This is a genomic window from Echinicola rosea (assembly GCF_005281475.1).
Lineage (GTDB): Bacteria > Bacteroidota > Bacteroidia > Cytophagales > Cyclobacteriaceae > Echinicola > Echinicola rosea.
The window spans coordinates 3,613,402-3,636,510 of the sequence record NZ_CP040106.1 but is presented as its reverse complement, the minus strand read 5'-3'; the positions used below and the strand labels follow the sequence as shown (position 1 = coordinate 3,636,510).

21 protein-coding genes are annotated in these 23,109 nt (G+C 42.4%); 10 read left to right on the top strand and 11 right to left on the bottom strand.

Annotation, left to right across the window (positions count from 1 at the left end; all coding sequences use genetic code 11):
• The first annotated feature begins 27 nt into the window (after positions 1-27).
• The 4 genes from FDP09_RS14510 to FDP09_RS14495 all read left to right on the top strand — a co-directional run bounded on the left by FDP09_RS14510 (position 28) and on the right by FDP09_RS14495 (position 3,652).
• Positions 28-1,731: a DEAD/DEAH box helicase gene (locus FDP09_RS14510; protein WP_137403358.1), complete on the top strand. Its 1,704-nt coding sequence runs from the start codon at positions 28-30 to the stop codon at positions 1,729-1,731.
• A 111-nt stretch (positions 1,732-1,842) separates the two neighbouring features.
• The gene (locus FDP09_RS14505) at positions 1,843-2,553 is read left to right on the top strand and encodes a 16S rRNA (uracil(1498)-N(3))-methyltransferase (RefSeq protein WP_137403357.1); all 711 of its coding nucleotides are present in this window, start codon (positions 1,843-1,845) and stop codon (positions 2,551-2,553) included.
• Position 2,554: 1 nt separating this feature from the next.
• On the top strand, positions 2,555-3,112 hold the full coding sequence (locus tag FDP09_RS14500) for a Crp/Fnr family transcriptional regulator (RefSeq protein WP_137403356.1): 558 nt from the start codon (positions 2,555-2,557) through the stop codon (positions 3,110-3,112).
• A gap of 225 nt (positions 3,113-3,337) precedes the next feature.
• Complete coding sequence (locus FDP09_RS14495) at positions 3,338-3,652, top strand: DMT family transporter (protein ID WP_137403355.1); 315 nt, start codon at positions 3,338-3,340, stop codon at positions 3,650-3,652.
• Between the two features lie 16 nt (positions 3,653-3,668).
• On the opposite strand, the gene kdsB is transcribed toward FDP09_RS14495, so the two are convergent.
• The gene (kdsB, locus tag FDP09_RS14490) at positions 3,669-4,397 is read right to left on the bottom strand and encodes a 3-deoxy-manno-octulosonate cytidylyltransferase (protein ID WP_137403354.1); all 729 of its coding nucleotides are present in this window, start codon (positions 4,395-4,397) and stop codon (positions 3,669-3,671) included.
• A 270-nt stretch (positions 4,398-4,667) separates the two neighbouring features.
• Between kdsB and FDP09_RS14485 the strand changes: the two genes are divergently transcribed.
• The 4 genes from FDP09_RS14485 (at position 4,668) to FDP09_RS14470 (ending at position 7,578) form a co-directional block, all read left to right on the top strand.
• Positions 4,668-5,213, top strand: coding sequence for a ferritin (locus FDP09_RS14485; RefSeq protein ID WP_015266841.1), 546 nt, complete (start codon positions 4,668-4,670; stop codon positions 5,211-5,213).
• A gap of 146 nt (positions 5,214-5,359) precedes the next feature.
• Positions 5,360-5,755 (top strand): hypothetical protein, encoded by a 396-nt coding sequence (locus tag FDP09_RS14480; RefSeq protein WP_137403353.1) that lies wholly within the window; start codon positions 5,360-5,362, stop codon positions 5,753-5,755.
• A 15-nt stretch (positions 5,756-5,770) separates the two neighbouring features.
• Positions 5,771-6,229, top strand: a complete 459-nt coding sequence (locus tag FDP09_RS14475; protein WP_137403352.1) for a DUF1801 domain-containing protein — start codon at positions 5,771-5,773, stop codon at positions 6,227-6,229.
• A 230-nt stretch (positions 6,230-6,459) separates the two neighbouring features.
• Positions 6,460-7,578 carry a formylglycine-generating enzyme family protein gene (locus FDP09_RS14470; protein WP_137403351.1) on the top strand — a complete coding sequence of 373 codons (1,119 nt, stop codon included), beginning with the start codon at positions 6,460-6,462 and terminating at the stop codon, positions 7,576-7,578.
• Positions 7,579-7,924: 346 nt separating this feature from the next.
• Here the strand turns inward: FDP09_RS14470 and FDP09_RS14465 are convergent, their stop codons facing one another.
• The 8 genes from FDP09_RS14465 to alaS all read right to left on the bottom strand — a co-directional run bounded on the left by FDP09_RS14465 (position 7,925) and on the right by alaS (position 18,098).
• Positions 7,925-8,119, bottom strand: a complete 195-nt coding sequence (locus FDP09_RS14465; RefSeq protein WP_137403350.1) for an adenylyl-sulfate kinase — start codon at positions 8,117-8,119, stop codon at positions 7,925-7,927.
• Positions 8,120-8,365: 246 nt separating this feature from the next.
• Positions 8,366-10,813: a leucine-rich repeat domain-containing protein gene (locus tag FDP09_RS14460; RefSeq protein ID WP_137403349.1), complete on the bottom strand. Its 2,448-nt coding sequence runs from the start codon at positions 10,811-10,813 to the stop codon at positions 8,366-8,368.
• Positions 10,800-11,642, bottom strand: coding sequence for a hypothetical protein (locus tag FDP09_RS14455; protein ID WP_137403348.1), 843 nt, complete (start codon positions 11,640-11,642; stop codon positions 10,800-10,802). The genes FDP09_RS14460 and FDP09_RS14455 overlap by 14 nt, the downstream gene beginning before the upstream one ends.
• Positions 11,639-12,217 carry a hypothetical protein gene (locus FDP09_RS14450; RefSeq protein ID WP_137403347.1) on the bottom strand — a complete coding sequence of 193 codons (579 nt, stop codon included), beginning with the start codon at positions 12,215-12,217 and terminating at the stop codon, positions 11,639-11,641. The genes FDP09_RS14455 and FDP09_RS14450 overlap by 4 nt, the downstream gene beginning before the upstream one ends.
• Before the next feature lie 26 nt (positions 12,218-12,243).
• Positions 12,244-12,711: a nucleoid-structuring protein H-NS gene (locus FDP09_RS14445; RefSeq protein WP_137403346.1), complete on the bottom strand. Its 468-nt coding sequence runs from the start codon at positions 12,709-12,711 to the stop codon at positions 12,244-12,246.
• Between the two features lie 74 nt (positions 12,712-12,785).
• Entirely contained in the window at positions 12,786-13,907 is a 1,122-nt protein-coding gene (locus FDP09_RS14440; RefSeq protein WP_137403345.1) for a TlpA disulfide reductase family protein, read from the bottom strand.
• A 4-nt stretch (positions 13,908-13,911) separates the two neighbouring features.
• A complete protein-coding gene (gene gatB, locus FDP09_RS14435; RefSeq protein WP_137403344.1) occupies positions 13,912-15,375 on the bottom strand; it encodes an Asp-tRNA(Asn)/Glu-tRNA(Gln) amidotransferase subunit GatB in 1,464 nt (487 codons plus the stop codon).
• Positions 15,376-15,467: 92 nt separating this feature from the next.
• Positions 15,468-18,098 carry an alanine--tRNA ligase gene (gene alaS, locus FDP09_RS14430; protein WP_137403343.1) on the bottom strand — a complete coding sequence of 877 codons (2,631 nt, stop codon included), beginning with the start codon at positions 18,096-18,098 and terminating at the stop codon, positions 15,468-15,470.
• 133 nt (positions 18,099-18,231) lie between these two features.
• Here alaS and FDP09_RS14425 point away from each other — a divergent pair, with 133 nt between their 5' ends.
• Positions 18,232-19,209 carry a M23 family metallopeptidase gene (locus FDP09_RS14425; protein WP_137403342.1) on the top strand — a complete coding sequence of 326 codons (978 nt, stop codon included), beginning with the start codon at positions 18,232-18,234 and terminating at the stop codon, positions 19,207-19,209.
• 388 nt (positions 19,210-19,597) lie between these two features.
• Here the strand turns inward: FDP09_RS14425 and FDP09_RS14415 are convergent, their stop codons facing one another.
• The gene (locus FDP09_RS14415; protein ID WP_137403340.1) at positions 19,598-19,891 is read right to left on the bottom strand and encodes a hypothetical protein; all 294 of its coding nucleotides are present in this window, start codon (positions 19,889-19,891) and stop codon (positions 19,598-19,600) included.
• A gap of 28 nt (positions 19,892-19,919) precedes the next feature.
• Positions 19,920-20,939, bottom strand: coding sequence for a LacI family DNA-binding transcriptional regulator (locus FDP09_RS14410; protein ID WP_137403339.1), 1,020 nt, complete (start codon positions 20,937-20,939; stop codon positions 19,920-19,922).
• Positions 20,940-21,680: 741 nt separating this feature from the next.
• On the opposite strand from FDP09_RS14410, the gene FDP09_RS14405 reads away from it, so the two are divergent.
• On the top strand, positions 21,681-23,108 hold the full coding sequence (locus FDP09_RS14405; RefSeq protein ID WP_229683384.1) for a sensor histidine kinase: 1,428 nt from the start codon (positions 21,681-21,683) through the stop codon (positions 23,106-23,108).
• Position 23,109 lies beyond the last annotated feature (1 nt).

Here is a 23,109-nt window from a genome sequence, read left to right as displayed (position 1 = left end):
TCAAGGCGCAGGAGTAAGGAAAAATTCATGGAAAACGAAATTTTATTCGCAGACCTGGGAATTTCAGAAGAAATTCTACAGGCAGTGGAAGGTATGGGCTATACCCAACCTTCAGAAATTCAAGCTCAATCAATTCCTTTAATGCTGGAAGGCCGTGATGTCATAGGCCAAGCGCAAACTGGAACAGGAAAAACCGCTTCATTCGGGATTCCTATTGTAGATCGCGTGGACAGTAGCAGTAAGCATCCACAGGCACTAATACTATGCCCTACTCGGGAACTAGCAGTACAGGTAGAAGGTGAAATCACCAAACTTGCCAAACACAAAAAAGGGATTTTCAGTACGGCCATTTATGGTGGTGAGGCAATTGACCGACAAATCCGAACCCTAAAAAGAGGTGTTCAGATCGTTGTAGGTACTCCAGGAAGAATAATGGACCACATGAACCGCGGTACCTTAAAGTTGGATACTGTCAAGACCATCGTACTGGATGAAGCTGATGAGATGCTCGACATGGGCTTCCGAGAAGACATCGAAACGGTTCTTAGCCAAATGCCTGAGGACCGTCAGACCATCTTTTTCTCTGCCACTATGGCCAAGCCCATCATGGACTTGACCAGAAAATACCAGACCGATCCTGAGATTGTCAAAATCCTTAGGAAAGAGCTGACCGTAGAGAACATTTCCCAGGTTTATTATGAAGTCAAGCCTCCATTAAAAATGGAACTGATCACGCGATTGATCAATATCCATCAGTTTAACCTTGGCGTAGTATTCTGTAATACCAAAAGGGCTACAGACGAGGTAACTGAAGGTTTGATCGCCAGGGGAATCATGGCCGAAGCACTACACGGAGACCTTTCGCAGGCTCAGCGTGACAAGGTGATGAACAAATTCCGAAAAGGTCACTGCACCGTATTAGTGGCTACGGATGTAGCAGCTAGGGGGATTGATGTGGATAATGTGGAAGTGGTATTTAATTATGACCTTCCACTTGACGAAGAATATTATGTTCACCGAATCGGTAGAACAGGTAGAGCGGGTCGTTCAGGAATGGCCATTTCTTTCATCACTGGAAGAAAAGACATTTTCAGGCTGAAAGACTTGGAAAGATATATCAAAACATCCTTGACCAAAATGAATCCTCCTTCTGTGTCCGAGATGATCGACCAGAAAAAGGACCAATTGGGAAAAGAGGTTACCGAAACACTATCCAAAGAGGAAGACAACCAAGTTTTTGAAGCAGCATTGGGTCAAATGCTTGCCGGTGGTTTGAGCATGGATCAGATCGCTCTTGGGTTGGTGAAGATGCAAATGGGTAAATCTATCCAAGAACTTTCCGACATGAACTTTGACCTTAATCTGGGTCGAGACAGAGACCGTGGAGAAAGAGGAGGTCGTGGAAGGGATCGCTTTGATAGAGGTGGCAGGAAAGGCCGTGGAGACCGTTCAAGAGACCGTAAAGGTGGAAAAGACCGAGGAAGAAGAGAAGCGAACATGTCCAGACTGTTCTTAAACTTAGGTAAGAAAGATCGAATCAGGCCAAACGATATCGTGGGTGCTATCGCCGGTGAAGCAGGCATTTCTGGTCGTCAAATCGGTGGAATTGACATCTTTGATAATTTCTCATTTGTAGATGTACCATCTAAAGATGCCAGTCATGTTATCAATGTCATGAAAAGGAATACCATCAAGGGTAAGCCAGTAAACATGGAACTTTCTAAGGATTAAATTATATAAAGGTTAATTAAGGTTAGGAAAAGCGCAAATCAGATGATTTGCGCTTTTTTTATTGGTATAGGCCTCCCAAGCTTTATATCTTTGTCCAAAACTCACCGATTCATGCAATTATTCTATCAGAAAGACGTCCCCCATTCCGGTAACATCACCCTCACCCCAGACGAATCAAAGCATTTGGTGAAGGTATTGAGGAAATCCATTGGGGATGAAGTGTCCCTGACTGATGGCAAAGGTCACCTATTTACCTGCAAGATCACCAAATGCGACCTACGAAAAGCTGAGTTAAGCATTATAGAGCAAAAAGAGACTCCCCCGCCCGACCATCACATCCACTTGGCCATCGCACCGACCAAAAATACGGACAGAATGGAATGGATGCTGGAAAAAATCACAGAAATAGGTTTCAGTGAATTGACATTTATTAAAACAGCCAATTCAGAACGGAGCTTTTTGAAGCCTGACAGGCTGGAAAAAAAAATGATATCAGCATGCAAGCAAAGCATAAAAACTCATTTCCCCATCATCAACCCACTTACCTCCTTTGAGGAATTGCTGGATATACGTGACCATGATGAAACGCAGCAAAAGTTCATCGCTTATGTCGATGAAAACCATAGCCACCATTTATTTGATTTGGCAAAAAAGAAAGGAGCTTATCTGGTTCTAATTGGCCCGGAAGGAGATTTTTCCCCTGAAGAAATTAATAAGGCCATAGCCAAAGGCTTTATTCCAGTCAGCTTAGGTAAGAGCCGATTACGCACGGAGACCGCTGGCCTTTCGGCTGTCCATACCTTAAGTTTATTGAACAATTGACATGGGTCTAACAGATTTTTTATCCCTACAATACGGTCTTTCTGATCAGGCCATCGACAAACTCGTGAAATCTGGAAGGGTCGTATCGTTAGGTCCACATAGCAACATCATCCAAGAAGGAAAAACGGAAAGATCAAGCTATCTTATCATCAATGGCTGTGTGAAGGCCCACCTTAACCATGACGGAAAAGAGGTTACGTTTTGGTTTGGATTTGAAGGTGACTTATTGTTTTCCTACAACAGCAAAATCCTAAATAGCCCCGGATATGAAAGCATCACTACTTTGGAAAAATGTCAACTTTGGGAAATAAAAAACGAAAAATTAGACCAGTGCTGTCAGGAAAGTCTTGAAATTGCCAATTGGTGGCGAAAATTAATCGAATTGGAGCTTCTTAAAACCGAAAGGCGATTGATAGACCGGCAAATCAAAACAGCCACACAACGCTACCATGAATTGGTTTGTGAGCACCCTCAGATACTTCAACGAATTTCCCTAGGCCATATCGCATCATACCTAGGGATTAGCCAAGTATCCCTGAGTAGGATAAGACGGAAATGATATGACCATGTTGATTTTAGCCCAATAGCTGCATTTCGGTATTTTTTTGGGGCTTCATTTTTTACCTATAGAAAAAAAGCAGCAACAGTAAAAGGGGAAAAGTAGGCTGTATGAGAGCAAAAGGCCAAATCAGTTACCCAAAGTAAATCTTAAAGAACCTGATTTTTTTAACCTATGTTAAATTTCTTCCCTCCACTTAGTGCTACCTTTGTAAAAAACATCATTATGGCTTGGTTACTATTGATTTTGGCGGGACTTTTTGAAGTCGCCTTTACCACATCCCTTAAACTGGCAAACAACTTCACCAATTTCAAGTGGTCTGTAGCATTTTTCATCAGCATTAGTTTAAGTTTCTATCTGCTCAATCAAGCCATCAAGACCATTCCCATGGGTACAGCCTATGCAGTATGGACCGGTATTGGTGCGGCAGGAACAGTTCTGGTAGGGATTTTCTTTTTCCAAGAGCCCTCTAATTGGCTTAGAATAGGATTTCTGATGTTGCTAATAGGTTCTATCATTGGCCTAAAGGCCGTTGCATAACTGCATCTACAAGGAGCTATTGGGAATAACGCTGGTAGAATGCAATGGCCCTATCCAAGTCCAATTTGGTATCTATGGCAACGGCCTCATGTGTAGTCTCTACCATCTTAATGCGAATACCATTTTCCAATAATCGTAGCTGTTCAAGCATCTCTGCCTTTTCCAGCATGGTCTTTTCCCAATTAGTATAGGCCAGCAGAAGCTGTTTGGTATAAGCATATACACCGATATGTCTATAATAATTCGGTTGGTACTTATCCCTGACAAAAGGAATGGGGCTGCGACTAAAATAAAGGGCAAAATTTTGCTTGTCCACCACTACCTTGACCGAATTGGGATTGATGACATCTACATCATCTTCAATTTTTCGCATTAGGGAGGCTACCTTTACTGATTTATCTTCGAACGCTTTTACCAATCCAGACAATGATTCCTTATCTTGAAAGGGCTCATCTCCCTGTACATTCACCACCACATCGGCTTCTACATCCGCTACTGCTTCAGCTATACGATCCGATCCACTCTCATGTGCTTTCTGACTGAAAAAAACCGTTCCACCTTCCTGTTCTATTTGTTTGGCAATCTGCTCGTGATCAGTCACCACAATCACCTTATCAAATAATCCTGTGGCCACAGTACTTAGGTACGTTCTGACGATAACGGGCTTACCACACAAGTCTGATGTCAGCTTACCTGGAAAACGTGTAGCACCGTAGCGTGCTGGAATCATTGCAACTATTTTCATACGACAATTTTAAAAAAAAATGATGAAAGTAAGGCATTGAAGGAATTTTTAACCTGATAAATCAACCAATAAACCGTGTCAACACCCTTCATTTCAGCACATAGTACATTTACAGATTTTATTTATATTTAATTCAAATTAACATTAACCAAATTTAATTCTTTAGAATTTTAATTATACCAATTCTAAATTCTGCAAACAGTTATAAAACAATGAACTATCCTCTAAATATTTGGTTATGTTTGTACAAGAACTTAAAAAAAGGTGATTATGAAGACGAAAGAAAAAGAAATCGTAACGCTACAACGTTCGTTACTACACGATACAGAAAAGATGTTGAACAAGCAGATTGAAATGGAAGGCAAATCATCTGCTTCCTACCTGAGCATGGCATCTTGGTGTGATATGATGGGCTATAACAATGCCGCCAAATTGCTTTACGAACATGCGGAAGAAGAAAGACAACATATGTTGAAGCTTTTCCATTACATCAATGAAGCAGGTGGTTTAGCGGTACAGCCAGAAATTACCGGCATAAAGCATCATTTCAATTCCCTTAAGGAAATTTTCCAACTCACCTTGGAGCATGAAATTCAAGTGACAAAATCCATAAACATCATTGTGGATCATTGTTTTGGGGTGAAGGATTTTGCCACTTTCAGCTTTATGCAATGGTACGTGACCGAACAACGTGAAGAGGAAACACTTGCTCGTAGAGCACTGGAGCTGTTTGACATTATTGGTGAAGAAGGCATTGGACTATGGACCATTGACCAAGAATTAGGGAAGCTTCACGACAATACCAGTGATGCATAAAATACTCCCCAGCGGAAAATAGAAAGCGACCTGTTTCTTCAGGTCGCTTTTTTTATTTCCCAATATTTCATAGCTTAACCATAGTAACCAATTATTCTGTTTATATCATAAACTCAACACATAACCCAAGGTAAAAATCAACAGCTATGGTCAATCAACTACTTCAAATCGAAAAAATAAGCCAAATGGCCCTCAGAATTGGTATGGCAGCTTTTTGGATTGCCGTTTGCGGTTATGCTGTTTTTGGTGAAGAAGCGACTTATTTGGTGTTTTCAGGGAAGCTGTCTTGGTCTGTTCCAGCCATTATCACTGCTGTCCTACTATTAGCCCATTTTAAATCGCCTCAGCTGGGGATCGCTGGAGGTGGGTTTAGCGCCTTGATATTTATTGCCGTTACCATCTATTGCATCAAAGCCCTTCCTTTTAACTTGACCATCATCCTAAATTACCTTTTATTGGTGATTTCTTCCGTAGTACTGCTAGGAGAATCAGTCAAGGAATTGGTGAGGCAACGCATCACCCAGCCTTTTCCTAAAACTTAGCAGATGCAGTTCGCCATGAAAATAGAAGCTAAAGATCCAGACGATTACCTCTCAAAGGTTCCCAATGATCGCAGAAATGCACTTTCTACACTCAGGAAAACCCTCCTCAATAATCTTCCAAGAGGATTTGAGGAAACCATGAGCTATGGAATGATCGGTTATGTCGTGCCTCACTCCATTTACCCCAGAGGATATCATTGTGATCCTAGGTTACCGCTTCCCTTTATGTCCATTGCCAATCAAAAAAACTTTATCGCACTTTACCATTGTGGTATTTATGCAGACGATCAGGTCATGAAATGGTTTATTAACGAATTTCCCAAATACAGCAAGCACAAATTGGACATGGGAAAAAGCTGCATTAGGTTTAAAAAGCCGGATGCTATTCCCTTTGAGCTTATTGGCAAACTGGTAAAGAAGATTAGCGTTGATCATTTCATCGAGCTGTATGAAAGTAGGATTAAAAATCCATGAACCGTCACTCTTTAACAAGTTATTTCTTTAGCCTTTGCCTGTCACCTAACTTATCATTCGTTGACGATTTTTGTCACCAATAAGCCACTCATAAGCGCAAAACGGCATCAAACTGCAAATAATTGCCTATTTTGGTGCAATCTTTACACGATCTACTTTTCATTTAAAAATCAAGCACATAACTTGTCCACTAAACCTAAACTAGTTACTTAGCGATAAAACTAACCATTATGAATATACCTATCTATAGAAAATCCTTTAGCGGCACTTTGCTCCTAGCTGTAACAGCCGGATTGCTTTGGGCCTGTAGTGAAGGAAAAAGTACAGCAGAGGCCACTTCTGAAAATAATTCCAAGCCAGTAGAACAAGCTACTCATCAAGGTAAATCCGAGCAAGAAGGTATGGTGTGGATCCCTGGAGGAGACTTCATGATGGGAACCGATGAAAAAGAAGCCTATCCCGTGGAAAGGCCGGCTGTCAAGCGCCATGTAAATGGATTCTATATGGATGAAACAGAAGTGACCAATGCTGAATTTAAACAGTTTGTCGACGAAACAGGTTATGTGACCATCGCTGAGAAGAAGCCTGATTGGGAGGAAATGAAAAAACAACTACCACCCAACACTCCCAAGCCAGATGAATCCCTGCTCCAAGCAGGGTCATTGGTCTTCGTGGCTCCTTCCCAACCCGTGGATACGAGGGATATCTCCAATTGGTGGAAATGGACACCTGGCGCCAGCTGGAAACATCCAGAGGGTCCAGGATCAGACCTTCAAGGCAGAATGGATCACCCCGTAGTTCATATCGCCTACGACGACGCCTTGGCTTATGCAGAGTGGGCTGGTAAGAGGTTGCCGACTGAAGCAGAATGGGAATTTGCTGCCAGAGGAGGCTTGACTGAAAAAAGGTATTCCTGGGGTGATGAGCTAAGACCACAGGGCAAGTTTATGGCCAATACTTTTCAAGGTCGATTCCCAAATGGAAATCAAGGAAAGGATGGCTTTATGGGCACCGCACCGGTAAAGAATTTTCCTGCAAACGACTATGGACTTTATGACATCATCGGTAATGTATGGGAACTGACCGATGACTGGTTTGACGCGATCAAATTCCAGCGGCTTACTGGAAATGCCCCTAAACTGGATGCCAATATGAACCAATGCTACAATCCTACCAATCCTTACGCAAAAGAAAGGGTCATAAAAGGTGGCTCATACTTATGCTCTGACAACTACTGCATCAACTACAGGCCCAGTGCCCGTCAAGGTCATGCTTATGACAGCGGCTCCTCCAATGTAGGCTTCAGATGCGTAAAAGATGCTCCTGCCAAAACACTAGGAATGAATTAAACCCGCTAATGTTTTCGCTTATCTATGCCCTGCTCAACAAATATTGCGATTCCAAATACTAAAGCCGGTTAGAAAAAATAAGAATGAAAAAATCCACCATTTTGTGATTGTAAATTCAATGGGCGAAAACCTGTGCCTACGTGGACTACCAAGACATTTTAATAAGCAGCTACTTACGGATCAAGCTATATTTCTGGGGTCTCACAGCATGGAGGCATTACAAATGCTTTTCTCAGCAGGTCGCAATTCAAATGCGAAACTAGGGAAACAATAAGGATGAACACATGTAATCGACCACCATAACCATAGTCAAGACCGGAATCGACAGAGCGCTTTTCCGGTTTTTTTAAATAAAGTTCCTATCCTCAAGCAGCTTTAATATCTGTTCTACACATTTCGTTTCGTTTGGAACTTTCGTAGAAATTTTCAAATCCGGTGTCAATGGCTCCTCATAGGGTGAATTGATTCCAGTAAAGCATTTGATCAATCCTTTTCTTGCAAGATTATATAAACCTACTGAACCTAAAAATATTTGGGTCATCTTTAAAAAAAACAAAGCCGTAACAAGAAATCTTGTTACGGCTATTTTATATTTTGATTATGGATATAATCCTAATAACCTCAGTTCGATTATAAAATCGTCACTGTGAGGCTTAGAGGTAGGCCTGAGCGGGTGGAAGCCGTAGCAGCTCGCCGCGGCGAGTTGCCACACCCTTTTCCAACCCACATCCTCCTTAAAGGGTTCCTAATGTGACGCTTTTAGTACTAAAATTGAGTCGAGCTCAGGTTAATAGTACCTCACTTCACACTCAGGATTGGACTCTTTAAATCTATCGATCTGCCTGCTGTTGATTCGTGTATTAAAGCAGCTTAGCTTTTTGAGTCCGCGAAGGTCTTCTATATCCCTTATGCTGCGAACATCAGTACTGGCTATATCCAGCTCTTCGAGCTTATGCAAAGTATCCAGTCCTCTTAATCTCCTTACGCTAGTCCCTGACAAAATCAATGTTTCCAAATTCGTCAACCCTTCCAAGGGTCGAAGGTCTTCCACACCAGTATTGGAAAGGTTAAGATGTTTTAGGGTTTTCAAACCTGCCAATGGCTCCACAGTAGTGATTGGAGCTTGGGTTATGCTTAGATTTTTAATCAATTCAAAACTGGACAGGTCCGTAATATCTCTTAATGGTACATCATGGATTTGCAAGGTCTGTAAATTGATAAAATCCACCAGAGGTCTCAAATTCTGAATACTCTTTCGCTGAATTTTCAGTTCCCTGCTGGAGGTAAGCTTGTGCAGTTCACGGGAGTTTGGTTCGGTAGAAATATTGAACTCTTCTACAAAGAGCGTTTGCCAATCACCATCCAAGCTGTTCCACCAACCTTTGAGCTCCTCAGATCTGAAAATAATATTGGCATTGGGCACCACTTGCAGCAATGTCTGCACCTCCCATTTGGGCACCTCTGTACCATCCACATCAAGGTATTCCAGACTGTGGAGTTTTTGCAACGGTTCTATGCTCGACACCAAAGTTTCCTTTAGGGAAATTTTTTCCAAGCCCACTACAGCACCTACATCCTCCAAATTGGCAATCGGTGCATAATTGGCAGAAAGCTGTTTTAGCGTCTGCAGCTCCCTGACAGGACTTAGCTCATGGATTTTGGTGTCATCAAACTTTAGAGAAATCAGCTTTTTAAATTTAATTACAGGTCGCAGGTTAGTGATGTCACTGCCTGAAAGGTCCAAGGAGTCCACTCCTACGATTCTACTGATTTCTTCCACTGACGGCATGCTGCCACTTTTGCCCGGGATATACTTTCTCAGGACTTCCTCCCATCCTTCTGGCAATGTTGTCCACCATGTTTGTAAGTTTTCGACATTATGGATCAATAAAACTTTTCGATTACTTACTGCAAAGGCATTTGCTTGTTCCTCCGCTATCTCTGTCCTATCAGCATATACCGTCATTAGGCTCTTCTTTTGCTCCAACGGCGTAAGATTGTTCACAGAAGTTTCATTGATTCTTACGACGGCCAGGTGCTCAAGGTCTCTCAATGGATCCAAACTTCCAATATTTGTTCTTGACAGGTTAATCTCTTCGAGATTTTTAAGGTCTGCTAGAAACTCAAAATTGATCAGGTAATTTCCACTTATATTCAATCGCTTTAGGTTTGTTAGCTGATTGATATTTTCTACGTTATTGAGACCACTTTTTTCCAGATTAAGCTCTTCTAGTCCATTAAACGAATTCAAGCCCGCAAAGCTCATCAGAGGGGTGTTTTCAGCTATCAACACCTTAAGGTTTGCCAATGAAGTAAGGTCATCAATATTCTCGATGAGCGTATTGGAAATATTCAGGTACTGTAAATTATCGGAATATTTCACAAATTGGATATCTGCCGTAGGCGTATTGGAAACATCCAAATAGGCTAAATATGTCACATTACTAATCGGTCCCAGCTCACGAATCATCGTATTGCTGATATCGATGTACTTAAGGTCTCTTAGTGATGCCAAAGGCTTCAGGTCTTGAATGAGCTTATTGTCTGACAAGTCCAAGCTGTCTATGGCACTTATTCGGTTTAGATGTTCCATCGTAATGGAATCCTCTATGAGGTTGAATTTCTCCCTAAAATAGGTTTCCCACTCCAAGGAAATATTGCTCCACCACTCTGTCAATTCCTCATCACGGCTCAACTTGGTGGTATAAATACTCGCTATTTTCAATTCACTGGATTGTGGATCCAGATTGACTTCCACGAAACGGGGCTTGGTATTTTCAATCTCCTCATCGTCCAAACCGATGGCTTTAAGGGTTCTATCCATGGATACCAAAAAGGACAACTCGTCATTGTCCCTGAGAAAGGGCTTTACATCCCTTACTTTAAACTTAAAACTGGCATCTTTGAAGAAAAATTCTACGTCTTTTAAGTAAGCAGGCACATCCTTATTGGTGATCACTTGGCGGTCTAGCAGCAGGTCATCTTCTACCTGAACCTTGCCATCCCTGAAAATCTTCTTGTAGCTTTCCGTAATGATCACATCCTTGTCCCTCGCCGATGTTTCGGCGCTTCCTACAGTATTGAGAAAATACTCCAGAAACTGGATCTGGTCTTCTACTTTCTGGGAGAAATCCTTCACTTCCTGCTTGGAGTAATCTCCCATATCTTGGGCGGACACCATTCTTGGCAAAAGCACCAATCCCAATAAGACGATATATAGCCTACTTCTGATCATAGATATAATTTAAAATAGCCTCTTTTTCTTCTTCATTGACCACCTTAGCAAGGTTACTAATAAGCCAACCGGTATTGAATCCTGGACGGTTAAACTGAGAAACTTCAAAATACCAATTTCCAATTTGGAAAAAATGAAATTTCACTCCATTTACCGTTTCAAATTTCATATTGCCACTCTTGATCTCGTAAAGGAAAAGCGTTAGATAGTCGGGTTTATAATCATCTGATGTGTATGATTCTGGGGTATCATTTTCCTGAAGGGCCTTTCGGAGGTTCATAAAACCCAGTTCATGGCTCAGTGGATGAAGGAAAGGTTTTTCCTTGCCCTCTTTTTTATCAAAATAAGGTTTGAATCCATCAAAAGCTACTTTCTTAATGACCCACTCAAAACCAAGCCCTTCCTGCTGAATTTCCATAAACAATGTCACATTGGTCCTTTTACCTTTAAAGGTAAACACAGAAGACACTTCGGCAAACCAGTCTTCTCGGTGAAAATTCAGGTATTGCGGGTAATTTTCAGCAGTAACATAGTCTATAAATTCCTGTTTGAGACTTTTGGTTATATTGGCAGTCTCATTATCAAAAAGTAAGTTGACGTATTTTATTCTGAGGTCGCGATTATGGTACAACTCATCACCATTGTGATATCGCGTCATCCCGTCTTCACTTTCTTCAGCATTAAATCGTCGAAAGAATTGGTTTAGTTGTTTGGTAGAGGCAGCGAATCTGCCGTCATCCTTAATTTGCCCGGGGCCGCCTAAGCCCTGCCCCGAGACAAATTGTATGGATGAAATTATGATAATTGCTAATAAGCTTAATTTCTTCATGCGGAAGTTTCAGTCACTCTAATATCACCCAGCATCACATCCCAAAACTCGATAGTTCTTCCGGCTACCTGAGTTTGTTTTTTCTCTACATAAATAGTGATGTCTTTCTTGGTGGTATCTTTATAATTTAGGCCTGTTTCTACAGAAGTACCCTCAAATCGCTGATAAATCGTCACCACGCCTACGTATCGGCCGTCAGGTTGTCTTTCCAGATCAGAGATATAGTGGATATCATACCAGCTAATGGTCACATTATCATAGTTAAGGGCCATCAGACGCTCAAAATATCTTCTTACTGGATAATACGCTACATCCTGAGAGCTCAAGGAAGAAACGCCCATTTCAGATCCTGGTGCAAAGAGTTCTTCTGCACGGTCCATTACCCTGTTTGCTTCAGAGAATTGGGTTTCCTTACTCCCGATGATGCTGATATATTTACTAAGGTCTTTTACCTTTTCCAGTGCCAATGAATCAATGGCCTGCTTCCTCTGAGGGCTGATGTTATCAGATTGCGCCGTGGCGATTAGACCCGTCGCAAAAAACAGTAAAATGAATGCTTGAATATGTTTTTTCATGGTTATTTTATTCTTTGTTCCTTATTTTATCTACGACGAAGTTCCAGTTCCGTGATTTTTCCACTTCCATCCAATCTCACATCACTGATGAAATTTAGGTTCTTCTTGGTATCCTTTAGGTAATTGAGGTATTTGGCGATGGTCGTTGGCTCATCATAATCCTTGATACCATTTTCTTCATGAATAACGATCAAAACGGGTGTGTTTTGATTCGAAAACATACTCAAAGCTTCTTGAATAGAGCTATTCGCACTTTGTACGCTACTGGCAGTCGCGATGTTGGAGAAATATCCCTCCAACTTACCTACAGCTACTTCTTCGGCTGTGGGCTCTGGATCGGGAGCGGGAGCAGGCGCTGGCTCTTCCACTGGTGCTGGTTCTGGAGCAGCCTCTACTACTTTCTTCTTACTCTTACAAGCACCCATGGCTAACAACCCAAAAAGAACTAGGGTGACTAACCTGCTTAGTGGTGATTTAAAACTACTTTTTTTCATGTTAGATAGATTAATAATTAAGTACGATGGTTATTTAAAATTCCAGCTAGTGCTTTTAAACAAAAAGCATTCCACTATTCGAAAATTTCCTTTAATTTATTTTCCAACGCCGGCCCTCTTAAGTCCTTTGCTATTATTTTACCCTCAGGATCAATCATGTAGGTAGCAGGTATAGCATTAATTTTATAGGTTGCTGCCGCTTCAGAATTGAAGTATTTTAAATCCGATACGTGGGTCCAGGTAAGATTATCCTCTTCGATGGCCTTCACCCAGGCATCTTTGCTTCTATCCAAAGACACTCCGAATACTTCGAACCCTTCGGCATTGTACTCATTGTACAAACGGACCACATTGGGATTTTCCTCCCGGCAAGGCTTACACCAGGCCGCCCAAAAGTCTATTAAGACGTATTTTCCTTTAAAATCGGATAGCTTTACTTCCTCTCCCTCTGGATTGGGAAGTGTTATCTCAGGAGCTGGCTGTCCAATGCTGAGTGCTCTCATTTCATCAAGCTGCTGCTTCAACGCTACGATCATTTTGGTCTCGGGATATTTCTGATCAAGTTCCGTCACTAGGCTATCGATATAGGAAAAGTCATTTCTGGGATTAAGCATTCCCACTGCTGCCAATGCCGCAAAACTTCCATTCATTCCATCAATAGTACTTTTAACCTTTGCCGAATGGTCTGATTCCAAGGTCAATGCTTTCTCTTGGATGCTTTTTACGGCCGCTTCGTCCTTCGCTGAAAGTGCTTCGTAATAATCACTGTTTAATTGGTTGATCTGCTCTTGATAATCATCGGCCAGTTGATCCACTTTACTGACCTGCTCGGTGTCAAAAGAACCGGATACAGCGAGGCTTTCTTCATCATCAAAATCATAATTTACCGTCACATCCTCATTATAAAGCGCCAACCTTACCTGCTTTACCCCAAAAAGATCAAGTTCATAAAAGGTCGGCCCTTCGAGGCTAAGGTTGTATTCAAACTTGCCATTATCCTGTAAGGACAAGGTATCGATGGGCTCCACGCTATTATCAGTGTACCTTGAAAGGATCAACACACCTTCTGGTGTATTTTTGAGCTTTCCACTGATGATCACTTCACCATCAAAAACGGCCTCTTCCTTCACTTCATTGGAGCAGGCTGCCACCAATAAAAGGGCAGCAAGCAAAAACACATAATTGAACTTCGTCATAAAATTAGTCTTCTAAGAGTTCTGTTAAAATTTTATTGGCCACTTTAGGGTCTGCCTTTCCTTTAGATTTTTTCATCACCTGTCCCATAAACATGCCAAGAAGGCCTTTTTTTCCTGACCTATACTCTGCTACTTTTGCTTCATTTTCTGCGAGCACACTCTCTACGATCGGTTTTAGCGAACCCTCATCGCTTTCTTGGATCAGGTTGAGCTTCTGGGCGATCTCCAACGGTGTCTTAGATGGATCCTTAATCATCTCAGGATAGATCTTTTGCGAAGCCACGGAGAAGTTTACCTTTCCTTCATCAATCAAAGCAATCAAACTAGCCAAATGTTTTGGCCGAACAGCAAAATCCTCAATATGTAGGGTGAGCTCATTCAAATAAGACTTTACGGGCCCCATCATCCAGTTGGAGGCGGCTTTGTAATTCTTCGTTTCACCACAAAGTTCCTCAAAATAAAGGGCTATTTCTTTGCTGTCCGTCAGCACATTGGCATCGTATTCGGGAAGCCCAAAATCATTCACAAACCGGTCATGCAATTCACGCGGAAGAGAAGGCATGGATTCGCTGATACGCTCCAGCCAATCCTCTGAAATCACCACAGGGCTTAGGTCTGGCTCCGGAAAATAACGGTAATCGTTCAGATCTTCCTTGGTCCGCATACCCGCCGTAAGTCCGGTAGTGGCATCAAAAGTCCGGGTTTCGGAAATGATTGTTTCTCCTTTCTCCATCAATTCGATCTGACGCTCAAACTCGTGCTCGATGGCCCGAGCCACGTTCCGGAAGGAGTTCATGTTTTTTACTTCCACCTTTTTGCCCAATGCTGTTTCGCCTTTTAATCGGATCGAGATATTGGCATCACACCGCATGGAACCTTCTTCCATATTACCGTCACAGATATCCAAATAACGTACCAGCTTTCTGATCTCTGCCATAAACTGATAAGCCTCTTCAGATGCCCGGATACACGGCTCTGTCACGATCTCCAATAAAGGCACCCCTGCCCTATTATAATCCACCAAGGTATCCACCTCACCCGCAAGGTGCATGGATTTACCTGCATCCTCTTCCATATGGATCCGGGTAAGCTCGATTTCACGTTTTACCCCTGATTTTTCCAGTGTAATGGGCACGATTCCACCCACGCATACAGGGTTCTTGTCTTGGGTAAGCTGGTATCCTTTAGGAAGGTCAGGATAGAAATAGTTTTTACGGGCAAAAATATTGGTTCGGGTAATTTCAGAATTACAGGCCAAACCTAGCTTCATCGCAAATTCCACCGCTCGCTTGTTCACTTTGGGAAGTGTTCCCGGGTGCCCCAATGTGATGACCGAAATATTGGTGTTCGGCAAGTTTCCGAATTCCGTGGAATCCGAGGCGTACATTTTACTTTTGGTCAGCAATTGGACGTGGACTTCCAGTCCCACTACCAACTCGTACTTATCTTTGATCTCCTGTGAAGGCATTTTACTTAATGAATAATTTGTTCTATAGTTAAATTAACCAAAAATGGCAGAGTTTTACCCCAAAACCAAATTCATAACAGGCTATTACACGATTAGATGGTAGAAAACATCTCATTGGCCTTGATTACGACCTGATCGAGTCCTTCTAGATGCTTTCCACCAGCTGTAGCGAAGAAAGGCTGTCCACCTCCCCCACCTTGGATTTCTTTGGCAAGCTGGCGGACGGCATTACCTGCATTTAGTGATTTTTCACCGACCAACGATTCGGCTATCACTACGGCAATCTGAGGCTTGCCGCTGATATCTGCCGCGATGACGGCAAGCACTTGATCCACCTCATTCTTCAATTCAAAGGCCAGTTTCTTGAGGGCATCTGCGGAAGGAAGGCTTACCTTGGCAATGATTTGATTTGTACCATTCACCCGCTGAACAGCTTGGATTAGCTCATCCTTCAGTGCACCTGCCTGCTTTAAGTGCAGGGACTCTATTTCCTTCTTCAACTCATTTCGCTCTTGTACCAGTGTTTCCACAGCTTTGGTGATATCTTTGGGGCTTTTTAGCAATTCTTGGAGGGACTTCACGGCTTTCACCTGCTCATCGATATATTGCTCAGCGGCATCCGCTGTAATCGCCTCTATTCTCCTCACCCCAGAAGAAATCGATCCTTCCGAAACAATCTTGAAAAGACCGATTTGGCCGGTGTACTTGACGTGCGTTCCTCCGCATAGCTCTACAGAATAGTCCTTGTCAAAAGTGATCACTCGCACAAATTCTCCGTATTTCTCACCAAATAATGCCGTAGCCCCCATCTTCTTAGCTTCTTCTATAGGCACGTTTCTCTGCTCCAGCAATGGGATGTTTTCCCGTACTTTTTTATTGACGATGCGCTCCACCTGCAAAATTTCCTCATCACTCAATTTGCTAAAATGTGAAAAGTCAAAGCGCAATAATTGGTCATTTACCAATGATCCTTTTTGTTGCACATGATCTCCCAGCACTTCCTTAAGTGCAGCATGAAGCAAATGGGTCGCAGTGTGGTTATTCATCGTCAATGCCCTCTTTGCACCATCCACTTTAGCGGCAAAAGTAGCCTCGGGATACTGGGGAAGTTTTTCCACAAAATGCACAATAAGGTCATTCTCTTTTTTGGTATCAAGGACTTTGATGGTCTCATCATTTCCTACCAATATGCCCTTGTCACCTACTTGTCCGCCACTTTCTGCATAGAAGGGTGTTTCATCCAGCACCAATTGATATTTCGTGCCCTTTTTCTCCTTGATTTCCCTGTACTTGATGATATTGCTGGTAGTCTCCAGGCTATCATATCCCACAAATTCCACCCCCGCATCTTCTCCGACTTGCACCCAGTCACCAGTTTCATGTTCTGCCGCAGCTCTTGAGCGGTCTTTCTGCTTGGACATCTCTACATCGAATCCTTTTTCATCAACCGAAATACCACTCTCCCGTGCAATCAAGGAAGTCAGGTCCAGCGGAAAACCAAAAGTATCGTACAGCTCAAAGGCCACCTTACCGGAAATCACCTGCTCGCCCTTGTCAGCCAAGTCTGCTTTGATCTGTTCAAGTCGCTTCAAGCCATTATCCAAGGTGCGCAAGAAAGCGGCCTCCTCTTCATAAATGACCTTGGCAATAAAATCTTGCTGTGAAGAAATCTCGGGAAACATTTCCCCAAAATGCTCAGAGAGCAATGGCAATAAGTCATACAAGAACGGCTCATGAAAGCCCAAAAATGTATATCCATACCGCACTGCCCTTCTCAAGATCCTCCTGATCACATAGCCTGCTTTATTATTGGAAGGTAACTGCCCGTCTGCAATGGTAAATGATATGGCTCGGATGTGATCCACGATCACCCGGATGGCTATATCGATCTTCTCGTCTTCTCCATAATGCTTACCCGCCTTCTTTTCCACTGCTGCAATAAACGGCGTAAACACGTCTGTATCGTAATTGGAGGTCTTCTTCTGGATGGCCCTTACCAATCGCTCAAAGCCCATTCCTGTGTCGATGTGCTTGGCTGGAAGCTCGGAAAGGCTTCCATTGGCTTGTCTGTTAAATTGTATAAATACCAGGTTCCAGACTTCAATGACTTGTGGATGGTCAGCATTTACCAGTTCTTCTCCCGGCTTGGCCTTGATTTCCTCCTCTGGACGCAGGTCAATGTGGATTTCGGAACACGGACCGCAGGGACCTACATCCCCCATCTCCCAGAAATTATCCGTTTTGTCCCCAAAGAGAATCCTATCCTTGGCCACATGCTCTGTCCACATGTCAAATGCTTCCATGTCCCGCTCCAATCCATCTCCTTCATCCCCCTCGAATACCGTCACATAAAGCCTGTCAACGGGCAACTTGTAAACTTCTGTCAACAACTCCCAAGACCAAGCAATGGCTTCTTTCTTAAAATAGTCACCAAAAGACCAGTTTCCCAGCATCTCAAACATTGTATGATGATAGGTGTCCACGCCTACTTCTTCCAGGTCATTATGCTTTCCAGAAACTCTCAGGCACTTTTGACTGTTAGTGGCACGAGTGCTCGCAGGGGTCTCATTCCCAAGGAAATAATCCTTAAATTGATTCATTCCTGCGTTGGTAAACATAAGTGTCGGGTCATTCTTGACCACGATTGGTGCTGAAGGTACAAACTGATGTTGCTTGGATTGGAAATACTCGATAAAAGTACTTCTGATTCTTTTAGCGTCCATGTAAGATGTTATATGCTTAAATAATTCGGATTATACAACTGATATGCCTATATTGGCATGTTTCAAGCGAGATATTCCACAAGAAACCCACTCATAGGGGTACAAAAATAGGAGAAATACCATTTAATTAATAATGAGTAGAATAAAATATTACTACGATCCCAAAACCTGTAAATACGAACGATACACAAAAAGCAAATGGGACATTTTATTGGGCGTTCTTGGCTTCCTGTCCTTATCTTCGATTTTTGCAGTTGGGATCCTTATGGTCTTTAGCTATTACTTCGACAGCCCAAAGGAGCTGATGCTTAAACAAGAAAATGAAGAGCTGAAGTTATACTATGAAATGATGGAAAAAGAGGTATCCCACCTCAATGAGATGATGACCGACTTAAAGGATCGCGATGACAACCTCTATCGGGTCATCTTCGAATCAGAGCCCATCCCCTCCTCCATTAGGGACGCCGGCTATGGTGGATCTGACCGATTCAGGGAGCTTAAAGAAAAGGGCCTACAGCAAGAGGACCTGATCATGGACGTCATGAACAAGGTGGGCAAGCTCAAAAAACAAATGTACATCCAGTCACTTTCCTATGATGAACTGGCCGAAAAAGCCCTCAATAAAGAAGAATACTGGGCTTCAATCCCCGCTATTCAACCCATCCATAATGAAGACCTCAAAAGACTTGCCTCTGGGTATGGCATGCGTATCCACCCTATCCTAAAGGTAAGAAAAATGCATACCGGGATTGATTTCTCCGCCCCCAAAGGCACGCCTATTTATGCAACCGGCGACGGAGTGGTCGAAGAGGTCAAAACAGAATTTGGTGGTTATGGTAAATCTGTCACGATAGACCATGGCTTTGGTTTTGAAACCAGGTATGGACACATGAATGAATTCAATGTACGTAGGGGCCAAAACGTAAAAAGGGGCGACCAAATCGGCACGGTGGGCAACACCGGTTCCTCTACGGCTCCTCACGTGCACTACGAGGTCATCAAAGATGGCCGTACCATTAATCCTGTCCACTATTTCTTCAAAGACCTAGAACCTACCGAATTTGATAAAATTCTGGAACTTGCCTCCAAAGAAAACCAATCACTCTCCTAATACCCATACACCGACATTAATTGGAGCATGCAATAATATTGGGGCACTTTACTCAATAATATAATCAGGGCATCAGAAACAAAATAGCGAAAGCAACAAGATAGCCGGCCAGAAAACTGAAAAACATCGGCTCAGCTAGCCTGAATTTCTTGTATTCAGGGATTTGCTTATGGGAATACTTGTAACTGAACTTTCGCAAGTATTTTTCCGGATAAAATGAAAGAAAACACAGCCCATAGGCTAGTGTAAACATTAAGAAAGTAAGGGCCGTCTCCATCGCGTGTGTAATTTGCCCAAAGTTAATTTTATTTTAACACACACCCAATATTTTTCTTCCAAAATTACCCTAACATTAAGCTATTGCCTCCTCATTGTTAACAGTCTCTTGTCAAACGATTTCGGATCGAGTAGAAAAGCTTGGGGCTGATGGAGTGTTGATAGGGCAGATGATTATGATTTGCGCTGATTTTTTTCTTAAAAGGGAAAAGCCAAGTAGCATAAAAAGCCCTGAAAGAGCGTAACATGTTGAGCCATGGGCAACGCCCTTTCTAAATCTCATTGTTTTAGCAGTAATTTTCTTCCTAGCACTTATAAATTCACGCTTAAACCCAATGGACACCAATAGCGCTTTATACTGAAAATCAAGTTGGGCAAAACTCCAAGAAAGTTTGTCGAAATTCATTCCCCAAGAAATATTGCTTGTCCAGTGCTCACCTTACTGACTCCCTGACGATCAGGTCAGCATCCAATACCACGAGTTCATTAGGGCTTTCCAGTCCATTATTGATTTTGTCAAGCAATAAGGCAGTTGCTTTTTCCCCCAATTCAAAGCCTGGCTGATGTACGGTACTAAGTGTGGGGCTGATGATTTCTCCCAGCTGCCAATTACTAAACCCGATCACGCCTACTTGATCAGGGACATGGATATCAGATTCCTTTAAGTATCGCATGACCCCCAATGCGACCAAATCAGTCACACAAAAGATTGCATCGGGAGGATTCTCACCTTCCATCAGGGACCTGGCAAATTCATACCCTTCTTCTTGGTTAAGATAATCACATACCTTGATGTAGTCATCTCGATATACCATTCCGTTTTCGGCCAATGCTTCTGCATAGCCCCTAAAGCGCTCATTTGAATGATGGACATTTAGTCTTCCACGGATATGGGCAATTTTTTGATAGCCTTTATGGATCAATTCAGTCACGGCTTGATGTGCTCCACTAAAATCATTAACAATGACCTTTGGTGTATCAAAAGTTTCGATGATCTTGTCCACTTGTACCACTGGGATCTCCGCTGCCAAGAATTCCTCCAAATGGCCCACCTCGGTGGTCTCATTGGAAAGTGAAATGATGACCCCATCCACCCTACTGTTCAGCAGTGCCTTGGCCACTTTCTTTTCATCATCCACCTGCTCATTGGATTGGCAGATCATGACATTGTAGCCTTGGTCATTGGATGCACTAAGCACACCACTGATGATGGAAGAAAAAAATTGGTGTACCAATTCCGGAATGATCAGGCCTATGTTAAATGTTTTGCTCTTTCTGAAATTAACCGCCAAGAGGTTGGGCACATAATGATGCTTTTCGGCATAATCCTTTACCATTTTAATGGTTTCTTCACTGATGTCAGGATGTGATTTCAGTGCTCTCGAAACGGTCGATACGGCCAAGCCCAATTCTTTGGCTATATCTTTTAATGTTAATTGATGCTTTTCGGACATTTTTTGTACTTACTTACGCAATCCAAAATTAAGAACATGAACCTACATAAACTCCATCACAAGCCCAATATTTTAACCCTTTTATTTAGAAACCATATAAATTATTGTTCCGAAATTGATTGCACAACCGTTTGCGGAAATTTTACATTTGGAACAGAATGATATTTTAAATTACTTTAAAGAAGTAAAGAGAACATCCTATCAAAACCTATAGAACCCTAAACTGGTGGCCCTTGTGTCACCTTTTTTTATGGTGAAGTCCACAGCACCGAGCCGGCAAGCCACAGCAGCGGCTTTCGGCTTCAATACTCACTTCCTCCTCCGGTCTTCCACACCAGTCATTAAGTTAACCACTTTTATACACTGATGAACACTGATTTGATGTTGGCCTTTTAGTCAGAAGCGTTTTCCCGAAAACCGGGACAGGTCCTGTGTGTACTTCCCTGATTAGTGTTGAATGGATAATATTATTTTCATTATTAAATATGGTATTAACTGAGAGGGTTACAAATCTGGAACAGCTTAATTGAGTCAGAGACTCAAAACTTGCCCGTGCTGGAGCAGAGACCCAGCACAACCGTTCACATTCCTAATGGCTCATTCCTCATTCTCAATTCATCATTCATTCCCTCACTTCCATCTTCCCTCTTCACCCCATAATCCCCACGATTGGTCACATTTTTTTGGGAACCGATCAGGCAAAAGCTATCATTGCTTCATCATTATTTAGCAAATTTGAACATGAAAGAAAAAGCTCTACAATTTAAACAAATGGAATGGTGGATGGTCGCAGGGGTATTCTTCCTGATCATCCTGACCAATATATTGGGCGGTAAAATAAGTATCGGCTACATTGGGGGAAATTCGGACGAAATGGCCCGGTACTTTTCGACCATTTTTATTCCGGCCATCCTTTTCGCTGCTTTCTACTTTATGCACATGAAAGTGGTCCCTAATTACCAGACTGAACACAAAATATGGAAGCTTATCCTTTTCAGCTTGTTGATATTTATAGTTTCTTGGATAGCTACTGGCGCCTTTTATATGGGTGCCGAATGGGGAGATGACATGTTTATTCCATTTTACTTTGCCGCTGTGGCCCTTTACGTGGGTTATATGTTTGTGGTATCATTCTTGGAAAAGGCCACCATGGCGCAGCGAAACCCTAACTATTTGGCCTATAACATTTCCAGAATTGGGGCATTATATATCTTCTTGCTGATATTCCTCTTTAAGTTTCATCATTTTTACAATATGATTATCTTGATCATTTATGCGATCGTAATTCCATCACTTATTGTCATTTTCATTTACAATTACTTTTTAGTCTATCGCAAAAAACAAAAAGGTCAAACAAAAGCCTCAAAGGTATATTATGGGCTATTGATATGCTTAATGGCCGGCACATTCTTTACCATTGCGGCCGCCTCTGGTGAGGAAGAAATTATCCTGGTCGGTTCAGTGGCGGTTGCCCTTCTGGTACTGGTGATCAATCCCATTTCAAATGCATTATTCCTTAAATACCAAGGATATATCGAAAAGCTGGACAAACTCAATGTACAACTGGAGGAAAAGACCACTGATCTCAAACAACTCCGTAACCAGATCAATCCCCATTTCCTTTTCAATGCCCTGAATACCATTTATGGCATCTCGCTTCAAGAAAATGCAGAAAAAACGGCTGAAAGCATCCAAAAACTAGGCGATATGATGCGCTTTATGCTGCATGAAAACACACAGGAAACCATCCCGCTGGACAGGGAAATTGATTATTTGATCAATTATGTAGATCTGCAGCAATTAAGAATTGAAACTCAGGAAAACATCACCATCGAATTCAATCGAAAAGAAGAGCATTGCAAAGGTAATATCGCACCAATGCTGCTGATTCCCTTTATTGAGAATGCCTTCAAGCACGGCATCAGCCTACAAAAAAAATCATGGGTAAGAATTAACCTTAGGTGCTTGGAGGGCTCGCTACACATGGACATTTATAACAGTATCCATCGTAAAAGCGAAGATGATCCCGAAGGCAAACATTCCGGTATCGGCTTGCCAAACGTCAAACAGCGGCTCCAGCTGCTCTATCCAACGCGCCACGAACTGGTGATACGGGAAAATGACATGGAATTTTTCGTACATTTATCCATACAATTGACCAAACCCTGAT